Origin of the sequence: Cytobacillus sp. (genome assembly GCF_032154635.1) — a bacterium.
GTDB lineage: Bacteria > Bacillota > Bacilli > Bacillales > Cytobacillaceae > Cytobacillus.
Map to the genome: position 1 here is coordinate 1 of NZ_JALDXW010000068.1, position 11,407 is coordinate 11,407.

Annotated in this window: 12 protein-coding genes; 10 read left to right on the forward strand and 2 right to left on the reverse strand. The window is 39.7% G+C overall.

Features of this window, described 5'->3' with window-relative positions; genetic code table 11:
• Positions 1-159: 159 nt before the first annotated feature.
• Both RUH74_RS23355 and RUH74_RS23360 read left to right on the forward strand, forming a co-directional pair.
• Positions 160-714, forward strand: coding sequence for a thioredoxin family protein (locus RUH74_RS23355; protein WP_313805042.1), 555 nt, complete (start codon positions 160-162; stop codon positions 712-714).
• A gap of 22 nt (positions 715-736) precedes the next feature.
• A complete protein-coding gene (locus RUH74_RS23360; RefSeq protein ID WP_313805044.1) occupies positions 737-1,789 on the forward strand; it encodes an NAD(P)H-dependent flavin oxidoreductase in 1,053 nt (350 codons plus the stop codon).
• A gap of 39 nt (positions 1,790-1,828) precedes the next feature.
• On the opposite strand, the gene RUH74_RS23365 is transcribed toward RUH74_RS23360, so the two are convergent.
• Positions 1,829-2,761: a manganese-dependent inorganic pyrophosphatase gene (locus tag RUH74_RS23365; RefSeq protein WP_313805047.1), complete on the reverse strand. Its 933-nt coding sequence runs from the start codon at positions 2,759-2,761 to the stop codon at positions 1,829-1,831.
• A gap of 566 nt (positions 2,762-3,327) precedes the next feature.
• Between RUH74_RS23365 and RUH74_RS23370 the strand changes: the two genes are divergently transcribed.
• Positions 3,328-4,083 carry a metallophosphoesterase family protein gene (locus RUH74_RS23370; protein WP_313805049.1) on the forward strand — a complete coding sequence of 252 codons (756 nt, stop codon included), beginning with the start codon at positions 3,328-3,330 and terminating at the stop codon, positions 4,081-4,083.
• Between the two features lie 52 nt (positions 4,084-4,135).
• On the opposite strand, the gene plsY is transcribed toward RUH74_RS23370, so the two are convergent.
• Positions 4,136-4,756 carry a glycerol-3-phosphate 1-O-acyltransferase PlsY gene (gene plsY, locus RUH74_RS23375; RefSeq protein WP_313805051.1) on the reverse strand — a complete coding sequence of 207 codons (621 nt, stop codon included), beginning with the start codon at positions 4,754-4,756 and terminating at the stop codon, positions 4,136-4,138.
• A gap of 206 nt (positions 4,757-4,962) precedes the next feature.
• Here plsY and RUH74_RS23380 point away from each other — a divergent pair, with 206 nt between their 5' ends.
• The 7 genes from RUH74_RS23380 to rlmD all read left to right on the forward strand — a co-directional run bounded on the left by RUH74_RS23380 (position 4,963) and on the right by rlmD (position 11,314).
• Positions 4,963-5,154, forward strand: coding sequence for a hypothetical protein (locus RUH74_RS23380; protein WP_313805054.1), 192 nt, complete (start codon positions 4,963-4,965; stop codon positions 5,152-5,154).
• Positions 5,155-5,317: 163 nt separating this feature from the next.
• Positions 5,318-5,893, forward strand: a complete 576-nt coding sequence (locus RUH74_RS23385) for an RNA polymerase sigma factor (RefSeq protein WP_313805057.1) — start codon at positions 5,318-5,320, stop codon at positions 5,891-5,893.
• Positions 5,890-6,360: an anti-sigma factor family protein gene (locus RUH74_RS23390; protein ID WP_313805059.1), complete on the forward strand. Its 471-nt coding sequence runs from the start codon at positions 5,890-5,892 to the stop codon at positions 6,358-6,360. The genes RUH74_RS23385 and RUH74_RS23390 overlap by 4 nt, the downstream gene beginning before the upstream one ends.
• Positions 6,361-6,362: 2 nt before the next feature.
• On the forward strand, positions 6,363-7,442 hold the full coding sequence (locus RUH74_RS23395; RefSeq protein ID WP_313805060.1) for a hypothetical protein: 1,080 nt from the start codon (positions 6,363-6,365) through the stop codon (positions 7,440-7,442).
• A 48-nt stretch (positions 7,443-7,490) separates the two neighbouring features.
• Positions 7,491-8,420 (forward strand): hypothetical protein, encoded by a 930-nt coding sequence (locus tag RUH74_RS23400; protein WP_313805061.1) that lies wholly within the window; start codon positions 7,491-7,493, stop codon positions 8,418-8,420.
• Positions 8,421-8,741: 321 nt separating this feature from the next.
• On the forward strand, positions 8,742-9,686 hold the full coding sequence (locus RUH74_RS23405) for a diacylglycerol kinase (RefSeq protein ID WP_313805062.1): 945 nt from the start codon (positions 8,742-8,744) through the stop codon (positions 9,684-9,686).
• A gap of 251 nt (positions 9,687-9,937) precedes the next feature.
• Positions 9,938-11,314 carry a 23S rRNA (uracil(1939)-C(5))-methyltransferase RlmD gene (gene rlmD, locus RUH74_RS23410; protein ID WP_313805063.1) on the forward strand — a complete coding sequence of 459 codons (1,377 nt, stop codon included), beginning with the start codon at positions 9,938-9,940 and terminating at the stop codon, positions 11,312-11,314.
• The last annotated feature ends 93 nt before the right edge of the window (positions 11,315-11,407 follow it).

An 11,407-nucleotide genomic window follows, 5' to 3' on the forward strand; every position in this document is an offset into this window, starting at 1 on the left:
TTTTTTGCCTATTACATAATATCCTTTTATTTCCCAGGAAAGGACAGCTTCTTTCGACAAAATCTGTTAGGGTCCTAAATTGGAGATCGATGCTTCGCATTCACAAATAGAATATGTAATAATAAGGAAGAAATACATATTAGATACGGAGGGGTATTTATGAATTTAAATCAATGGTTTGAAAAGGGCTTGACAGCTGAACAATATATTTCTGGAATGAATGTCAATCAAGCGGGGATGAATCAGATTCTAGAACGCTTTTCATTATCACCTGAAGAAAGAGAAAGGTTTGCTCCATTAAAGGGAAAGGGATTAAAGGCCATTGCCTTATCAGAGGATTGGTGTGGAGATGCGCTTTTAAATAACCCAATTTTGTTAAAAATTGCTGATGAAATTGAAATGGATGTGCGATTTTTATTGAGAGATCAAAATCTTGAATTGATGGATCAATATTTAACAAATGGAACATCACGTGCGATTCCTATCTATATTTTTATCAATAAGGACGGAGAAGAGCTAGCAGTATGGGGACCGAGAGCGAAGCAGCTTCAGGATCTCGTTGATCAAGAACGTGGTAAGCTCCCTTCACAGGATGACCCTGAATTCACAGATAAACAAAAGGCCATGTACAAAAATTTAGTAAAATCTTATCAGGTCGATGAAAACTTGTGGCATGCAGTAGCAAATAGTATTTGGGATAAATTAAGAGGCTAAATCAATGTGAGGTGTATGTTCGTTGGCCTGGAAACAAAATGAATTGACGGAGATGCTAAATATCTCTTCCCCCATTTTTCAAGCACCGATGGCAGGAGGAATCACAACACCTGAATTAATAAGTGAAACATCAAATTGCGGCGGTCTGGGAAATCTTGGCGCAGGGTATATGAGCTCTGAGGAAATTAGGGAAGCAATCAAACAGATTAGAAGGTTAACAGATAAGCCTTTCGGAGTGAATTTATTTATTCCTAATGAAAGGGAAGACCATGTAGATAAAAAAGAATTAACAGCAATGATAGACTATTTACTTCAATATGGAAAAGAACTAGGAGTCGAAATTCCAGTCAGCACTCAAGTGAAAAACTACAAGTCTTTATATGAAAATCAAATAGAGGAAATTCTCAGAGAAAAGGTGCCCGTCGTAAGCTTTACGTTTGGCATTCCAGACAAAGCGGTTATGACGGAGCTAAGGAAGCAGGGCTCTATTATGATCGGGACGGCCACAAATGTAAAGGAAGCTGTTGAACTTGAAGAGAGCGGAGTAGATATCATTGTGGCACAGGGAAGTGAAGCAGGTGGACACCGTGGAACCTTTCATAAAGAAGAAACCGGACTAATCGGTTCGATAGCACTCATTCCTCAAGTGGCCGACGCGGTTCGCACGCCTGTTGTTGCAGCTGGAGGGATCATGGACGCACGAGGGATTACTGCTGCAATGGCTTTAGGAGCAAAAGGTGTTCAGCTCGGAACAGCTTTTCTCACATGCAAGGAGAGTGGGGCCGCAGAGATTTATAAGCAAACTCTCTTGAATAGCACGGAAGAACAAACTACCTTTACAAAGGCATTTTCCGGAAAACTTGCTCGAGGAATCAGTAATCGATTTATTCAAGAGATGGCTGATCAAACGACTAAGCCATTTCCGCTTCAAAATGATTTGACAACCTCTATTAGAAGGAAGGCTGCCATGCTTAACCAGAAGGACTTCATGTCTCTATGGGCAGGGCAAGGGGTAAGAATGGTGAAGGAAACAACAGTCAAACAATTGATGAAGGAACTTATACTAGGAAAATGAAAAAGGAGCAGCCGCTTTGGCTACTCCTCATTTTGTATATTACTTTTCAGACAATACTTTTGTAAGACTTGGGACAATTTGTTTCTTACGGGATACAACGCCTCTTAATAGCGCACTGTTGTTTTCAAGTGTTACATTATAAGCTTCCTCTACTGCCTTCGTTTCGTTACCAATGGCGATGACAACAGAATCACTGTTAAGGATATCTGTTAAAACAAATAGGAATAAATCTAATCCTTTCTTATTCACTGCATCTGAAAGAATTGATTCAAGTTCATCTTTACGGCTTAATACATCATTTAAATCAATTGCATTTACTTGAGCAATCTCCGTTTTGAAGCTGCCCATTTGGAATTCTTTTGCATCAAGTGAAATGAGCTCTTCAAGTGACTTGTCGCTAAGGTCAGCACCTGCTTTTAGCATAGCTAACCCGTACTCCTCTGCATTCACACCAGCGATTTCCGCAAGCTCACGAGCAGCAGCCACGTCTTCTTCTGTACATGTTGGTGACTTGAATAGAAGGGAATCAGAGATGATAGCTGAAAGCATTAATCCAGCAGTCTCTTTACTAATTTCTACTCCATTTTCTTTATACATCTTTTTCAAAATGGTTGCCGTACAGCCAACTGGCTCTGCACGATAATATAATGGATCATTTGTCTCAAAGTTTGCAATGCGATGATGGTCAATCACTTCAAGAATCTTCACATTACGAATGTCATCTGCACTTTGCTGGAATTCATTGTGATCCACGAGAATGACTTCGTTAACTTCATTAGAAACGGCCTCAACGAAACGAGGTGCCTCCTTTTTGAAGTATTCTAAAGCATAGTTTGTTTCTCCGTTTATTTGTCCTAAGCGAATAGGCTCTGCATCGAAGCCTAGTTTCGTTTTTAATTCCGCATAAGCAATGGCTGAACAAATGGAATCTGTGTCAGGGTTTTTATGGCCGAATACAAATACTTTTGACATAATCCTTCTCCTTGATTAAATAGAATAGGGCAAAAAAGCCTGTAGTTATTTTACCATATATACAGGACTAGAAAAAATCAACTTTATTTATTCTTTGAGAAAAACTTAATGGGCAATTGAAAAACTATACTTGGATTGGTAAAACGTTTTTGGGTTATTTGTGTAATAATCGCTGTATTCATTTATGGACTCAAGTTTTCTAATAAATGTAATTATCGGTCGCCAAAACACATTTAATGACCTATATTTTCCAATAAATGTAATAATAGGTCACTAAAACACATTTACGGACCTGATTTTTCTAATAAGTGTAATTTCTGGTCGCTAAAATTCATTATGAACCTCAGACGGACAAACAATTTACTTTATTTAAAAATAAAGGGGAAGTATAAGCAGGTGGAGAAAAGAAATAGATAATTAGTTTTTACCCAATTGGAGCGCCTAGCCCCTCTGAAGTCTAAGCCATGCCCTATCAAAAAGGAAAAGAGTCGTTTTTCTGTGAGGCAGGACTTATGCTGGCGGATGCTGACCATGGCGCTTCCGCTTTTAGATAAGGAGGACAAGAGATGGGAAGCATTGCAGTTATTTCAGATATTCATGGAAACGTTACTGCCTTAGAAGCAGTATTTGAAAATATTAAAAATCGGGGAATACATACAATCATTTGTTTAGGTGATTTAATCGGAAAAGGGCCAAATTCACAAAAGTCGGTCGAACGGATTAGAGAAGTATGTGACGTAGTCCTCTTAGGAAATTGGGATGATTTTATTCAAAAGCCAGTTGAGTTTGAAGAGGTTAAGTGGCATCAGGAACAGTTAAGTGAGGATTCCTTGGCCTATTTAGGAACACTTCCCTTTCACTATGATTTTTATATGAGCGGCAAGTATGTCCGGCTTTATCACGCTTCTGCAAAAAGTATTTATCATCGGGTCGTTCCAATGAAAGATTCGTATGAAGAAAAACTAGCGATGTTTGAAAACACAGAGTGGATCGTCGGAAATAAAGAAGGAAAAGTCCCAGATGTTGTTGGGTATGGGGATATTCATGCTGCGTTAATTGAACCTATTCATCCATATAAAACTTTGTTCAATTGTGGAAGCGTTGGGAACTCTCTAGATATTCCCCAAGCAACATATGCCATCCTGCATGGGGAATACTTATCAGCTGACCCAGCTCCTTTTTCAATTGAAATTGTTCGTGTCCCTTATGATGTCGAAAAGGAATTAGCGATTGCGGAAGAGATGGGTTTACCGAATTGGGAAGCCTATGCATTTGAGCTGCGGGAAGCCAAATACCGCGGGGGATTTAAGTCAAAGAAATAAGAAAACCCGAGTATTGGCTAGTCCAATATTCGGGAATTATACGCACTGCCTTTTATATTCGATTAATCTTTGGCGGGATGCGGTCATCTTTCAGGCTTTTGTCATTAATTTTTGGCTCTATATGATGAATAAAATTGTTAATATTGGATCGGTGGAGAAAAATTAATAATAAAAGAAAGATAGAAAATATAAGTTCGTATTCTAGACCCGGCGTGAAAAATGAGTAAAATAGCAGCGTAAGTCCAACAGTAATGGATCCGTAAAAAACATACTTAGTCACAAAGATAACAAAGATAAAAGCGAGATAAGCAGCTAAAAACATCCAGATGTTCGTCACAAGCAGGACACCGGCAGTTGTCGCGATAGCTTTTCCGCCGCGGAAGCCTGCAAAAATTGGAAAACAATGACCGACGACAGCGATAAGTCCCGGTAATAGCGGGTCAATGTCTACTTCCATTAAAGCAGGAAGTAAGGCAGCTATTACCCCTTTACTGACATCAACGAGCAGCACGACGATGGCGGCCTTTTTTCCAAGCACCCTTAGGGTGTTCGTTGCTCCAGGATTGTTGCTTCCATGTTCTCGGATATCTATATTAAATGCATACTTGCCTACAAGAAGTGCCGTGGGGATCGAACCAACTAAATAAGCCATTAGAAAAAGTAATAAAGTCATCCTATCATCCTTTTTTAGAGTAAGTATATAATTGTTGATCTGAAAATTGTCTAGCACAAGTGCATCATCTGCATTTGTACGGCGATGTTCAAGGCACTTGCGTTTTTCTATAATTAGCTTCATTTTACCATGTTGTGGGTGAAGTGGGTGCATTATAAAAATTGGAAGTATAATAGAAAGTAAATATTAGTATTAGAGGTGTACCTATGTTGGTAGCTATTATTTTAGTTATTATTTTGACGGCGCTTGCAGGTGTATTCACCATTGTTTTTATGAAAAAAGGAGATGAGAAGTATGGAAGCTCCTCTAAAAGAAATACAACCAATCTTTCATTAATATATATTATTGTCATCATCCTATCATTCGTTGCATTAGGTTTTTATATTTGGTTTAATTGAATTGGATAAAAGGTAAGGATAACTATGAATAATATATGATAGAAACGCTTAGGAATAAATAATCTTCCGGGCGTTTTTTACTGTTTGAAAGGACCGCGCAAAAAAATTAATAAAAAAACGACTTTCAGTGTAGGGATACAGTCTCTTTTCTTCGTCTATTAGGGTGGAAGCTATAAGAAAGGGGGGGAGAGAGATTAGCGACCAAGTTCTTATCCAAAAAGTGAAGAGCGGCAATGACCATGCCTTTCGCTTACTGGTTGAAAAGTATCGCAATGATTTGTTCCGGACGATTTTTGCTGTATTAAGAGATCAGAAAGAAGCGGAAGATGCCGCACAAGAAGTGTTTTTAAAGATCTATACCTCTCTCCCCCAATATGAGGATCAAGGCTTTAAAACATGGATAACTAGAATAGCCGTCAATCACGCGATTGATGTAAAGAGAAAGCGTGATCGAAGGCAGGAAGATACGCTGGAAACAGTAGAGTATGATTATCAGGTAAGCCAAGGTGAAAGTGTAGAAGCTGAGGTTATTAATAAAGAAAGGCGGACACTTGTACACCAAAAGCTAAATGAGCTGCCTGCAAATTATCGCAGTGTGATCTATGATTTTTATATAGCTGAAAAAAGCTATCAGCAAATGGCTGAGGAACAAAATGTTGGAATCAAGACGATAGAGACGAAGCTTTACCGTGCCCGTCTATGGATGAAAAAGCATTGGAAGGAGGACGACTTTTCATGATGCATTATTCAGAGCAAGAGTGGATGAAATATGTGAAGAATGAATTGGATAAGGATGTCCGGGAGGAGTATGAGAATCATCTTTATAGCTGTGACCAATGTTTGGATAGTTATCTTAAGGCGGTAGAAGCGGAGGAAGCAGAGTTACCGATGATTTCTAATGAGGCTGATTTTACAAATTTGGTCATGGCTCAAATTGCAGATGCAAAGTTGGAGCCATCGAAAAGGCCGCAGATAGGAAAAAAGAAAAAGTCGATCTACCAATCAGCCTTTTTCCATTATGCGATTGCAGCAGCAGTGACGATCCTATTAATGACTACAGGTGTGTTTCAGTCAATTACACAATATGCTGAAAATGTGCAGAATCCTAATATTCAGGAAGAACCATCATTGACACAAAGTCTCGTTGATAAAACCTTTGCGTGGATGGATTCCTTAGAAATGAAACATAAGGAGGCAGGCAAATAACAATGAAAAATCCAATTATTGCATTTTTATTGGCGTTTTTTCCTGGAGGAGGGCTGCTCTATTTAGGGAAAATTTTACGGGGAATTGCCTATATGTTCGGGGAATTTTTCCTAATTGCCGCATTCTTTTTAGCATTTGCAAGCGGAGAAGGAGATTTTGGAATAGCGATCTTTACCCTAGGAGTGATACTCTATATTATTAATTTAGTTGATACAGGCATTAGTGCATCTAAGCTTCTTCAAAATAAAAAGCTGATTGCAGAACCAAGTGCGGTAACTGGTAATGATTTTGAGTATGAAAGATTTCGAACACTTCTCTTATCATTTATTCCGGGAATTGGACATTTTCAGCTAGGATTAATGAATCGTGGTATGACATTGCTGACTTCATTTCTTGGTTTAGGTGTAATGGTTCTGTTTGTTACGGCGTTAACTCATCGTGGTGAATTTTTAGTATTTCTGGCAATATTGCCAGTTATTTGGGTATATGGCTTCTTCGATGCCATGCAGCAATTGAATCGCAAACAGCAAGGAGAAACACTTATTGACCGTACAATCCTTGATGATTTTGAAACACGAAGAGAGGATGGCAAGAAAAGCAAATCCATTGCGACCTTCCTGTCGATTTTCCCGGGGGCTGGCCATCTATATCTTGGACTGCAGCGCCGTGGAATTCAATTAATGGCAGCGTTTCTATTCTCGATCTATATATTAGATGTATTGCGTTTAGGAATCTTCCTGTTTTTAATTCCTATCATTTGGTTCTATAGCTTTTTTGATGGGCTGCAAAAAGCTTCTAAATATGGTGACGAGCCAATGGACGATACACCGATTATTTCGTATTTTATTAATCAGCAAAAGTGGATTGGCATCGGGCTTGTGCTGGTTGGATTATATTATTTAACAACGAGCATTTTGCTGCCAGTCATTTCTCCAATGCTTTATGACATGATCAATATTGATATCAGGTTTTGGTTTGATCACTACTTCCAAACAGGTGTTGTTTGTATTCTCTTAATTGGCGGGGGCTTGAAGCTTTTATTTGGCAAGCGGGAGAAAGAAGTTGAATTGCAGGATGAGTAGGATGATGAACTTAAGCAGGTTATTTAAATATAGAAAGGCGGGAATATCATGAGGACATGGCGTGTCGGGACGTTTTCTATGGGGGCTTCGCTCCTTTTTCTCGGTATTTTCCTTCTATTATCACAATTTTTTGGTATGAACCTTATGCATATAATGATTTCCTGGTGGCCAATCATACTGGTTGTTCTCGGGAGTGAAATATTACTTTTCTTATTTCTATCAAGGCAGGAGAAGCCATTTTTAAAATATGACTTTCTAAGCATTTTCTTTGTTGGTATTCTCGGTACAGTTGGTATTGGCTTTGCATTACTTAGTACAACAGGCGTTATAGACAAGATGGATAATGTGCTAAAACGAGAAGAGAGAACGATGGACCTCCCAGCTTTAGAAAAGAAGCTGAGCGAAGGAATTCAAAGAGTAGTAGTAGAAACAGGACGCTATCCAATAACGATTGAAGGTACATCAGCAAAAGAAATTACAATGTTTGGGACATATCGAGCTTTATTAGGGAAAGAGGAAAAGCTATTAGCGAATGCAGAGGATTATGTATCGATTCATGAGAAGGGCGACACAATTTACGTAAAAGTAAAGGGACTGCCAACCGAGATGGCTGGACCTTTTGATAGACACGGAGATCTGTCTGCCACACTCCTCATTCCGAATGATGTAAAGCTTGAAGTAAATGCGAATGATAATTCAATTACCCTTAAGCCGCGTACGCTTATTAGCGACTGGACCATTGATCAAGCCTCTCACCTGTCCGTACAGCTTCAGAATAGCAGTGATGTAAAAGTGACTGCGACAGACATACAGGACTTAGAAGGCAATCGTGAAAAATGGGAGATTACAGAGGAAAAGCAGAACGAGCATCCATATGAAGAGGCCACCATTAAGCTTGCGACATTCCAAACAGGAAAAGGTGATCATAGCCTTACAATAACGAATAGCTATCAGTTGAGCTTTAGTACGGTTGATTAATAAAAAATAGAGGTGTACCCGGATGAAGATTCGGGTATTTTTCTGTCTAGCGCAAGCAGCCTGCCCCCTCGAGGTCACAAGTCAATCCTCTCGGAAAGGAAAAGAACACCTTTCCAAGAGTCTTGCCTTAAGCTATGCCTAACGGGTGTTCAAGGCGCTTCCACATTTATATAGTGAATGGATAGGGGGATTTAGGGTATAATTCACTTTATGGTCAAATAGCATAAAAATTGATAAGTTCAATCCATTTAGTTATGATGTTAAATGATGGGAAAACGGAAATGAAGCAAAACATTAAGATGAGTAATAGGATGATGGGCGATGAAAAGAGCAAGAATAATTTATAATCCAACTTCAGGCAGAGAGCTATTTAAGAAGCATTTACCAGAAGTTTTGCAAAGATTAGAGATCGCGGGATATGAAGCTTCCTGTCATGCAACGACATGTGAAGGGGATGCGACACAGGCAGCTCGTGTTGCGGTAGAACGCAGGTACGATCTTGTAATTGCAGCAGGCGGAGATGGGACGATTAATGAGGTCGTCAATGGACTGGCTGAACAAGAATATCGTCCGAAGCTGGGGATTATTCCAACTGGAACGACAAATGACTTTGCGAGAGCTCTCCATATCCCTAGGGATGTTGTAGCAGCCACAGAAATTATTGTTCAGGGTGACACGATTCCTGTTGATATTGGGCGTATTAATGACAAATATTTTATTAATATTGCTGGCGGCGGACGGCTGACAGAATTAACATACGAAGTGCCAAGCAAGCTGAAAACGATGATTGGCCAGCTCGCATATTATTTAAAGGGAATCGAAATGCTGCCATCTATTCGTTCGACAGAAGTAAGCATTGAGTATGATGGAAAGCTATTTGAAGGAGAGGCAATGCTTTTCCTCGTTGGCTTAACGAACTCTGTCGGAGGTTTTGAAAAACTAGCACCTGATTCATCGATTAATGATGGGCTATTCTCTTTATTAATATTGAAAAAAACAAACCTTGCTGATTTTATTCGTATTGCGACATTAGCGATACGCGGGGAGCATGTAAATGATCCACATGTTATCTACACCCAGGCAAACCGAATTAAAGTACATTCCAATGAAAAGGTACAGCTGAATTTGGACGGTGAATTTGGCGGACTGCTGCCTGCAGAATTTGTGAATCTGTACAGGCACCTAAATGTCTTTGTTCCGATTAATAAAATTCGTGAACAAGATTTACCTGATGAATGGAGAAAAGAAGAGGCTCGCTCCGAGTAGGAGCGGGCTTTTCCTTTGGAATGGCAAAACCAATGGGGTCTTGAGGAACTCGAAGTTTAATTGGACAAATAAACTGCTTCGTAAGGATAATTTAAGATAATAATGCAAAATTATGCTTTTATTTTGCAATAGCCAAATTTTATTTGCAAAAATGCCTCTAATAAATAGGGAGGAATCTGAGCCGCATTTCGTATTCCTGCTCAATTTATGATACACTTTCACTAGTCATTCATCAGCAAAGGAAGAAAAAAATGAATAAAACCTTACCAGTTCAAAAAAATGATTATATAGATGTTGTATTTGAAGATTTAACCCATGAAGGAGCAGGTGTAGCAAAGGTTGACGGCTATCCATTATTCGTACCGAATGGCCTTCCGGGAGAAAAAGCAAAGATCAAAGTTATTAAAGCGAATAAAGGCTATGGCTTTGGCCGGCTCATTGAAACGTACGAGGAAAGTCCTTATCGTGTGGAGGCACCATGCCCTATTTACAAAGAATGCGGAGGCTGCCAGCTTCAGCATCTAAGCTATGAGGGACAGCTGAAGGCAAAAGAAAAGCAAGTGAGAGATGTGTTGACTCGCATTGGCAAGCTTGAGAATGTGAAGGTTCATCCAGTGCTTGGCATGCAGAACCCATGGCGATACCGCAACAAAGCACAAGTTCCTGTTGGTGAGCATGAAGGCGGTTTAATCGGCGGATTTTATCAGCAGCGCACCCATCAAATTATCGATATGAAAGAATGTATTATCCAACAGGAAAAAAATGATGAGGTCGTCCAAGCAGTAAAAGAAATTTGCAGCCGCTATGGTGTCCGAGCCTATGATGAAGTTCGAAATAAAGGAGACCTGCGTCACATAATGGCCCGCTACGGACTTGTAACTGGGGAAGTAATGATTGTCCTTGTCACAAGAACAAAGGATTTGCCGCATAAAAACAAGATCATTGAAGAAATTGCTTCCCGCATCCAAGGGGTTCAATCGATTTGTCAAAATGTAAACTCGAAAAAAACAAATGTCATCTTTGGTAACGAAACAAAAGTCCTCTGGGGAGAAGAAGTCATTTACGACTTCATCGGGGATATTAAATTTGCAATTTCTGCGCGTTCCTTCTATCAGGTCAATCCAGAGCAAACCAAAGTATTATACGAAAAAGCACTGGAATATGCTGATCTAAGCGGAGAAGAAAACGTTATCGACGCCTACTGCGGGATCGGAACGATCTCCCTATTCCTCGCACAAAAAGCAAAAAAAGTATTCGGCGTCGAAATCGTACCAGAAGCCATTGAGGATGCAAAAAGAAATGCAGCACTTAACGGGATCAAGAATGCTGACTTTGCTGCTGGAGAAGCGGAAACGGTTATTCCTAGGTGGTACAAGGAAGGCAACAGCGCAGACGTCCTAGTTGTTGATCCGCCACGAAAAGGCTGTGATGAAGCCCTTTTGCAAACGATTATGGAAATGAAGCCTAAGAAGGTTGTATATGTTAGCTGTAATCCTGGGACACTGGCAAGGGATTTAAGGATATTGGAGGATGGCGGATATCAAACGGTTGAGGTCCAGCCAGTGGATATGTTTCCGATGACGATGCATGTGGAAGCGGTGGCTTGGCTGGAGTTTACTGATCGATAACTTTCATAAATGCAATTAAAGTGCAGCGTATTTTGTTTTATTCAATTGCAGCAGGTTAAAAAGGCGATTTCCGATCGTAAATATGGAAATCGC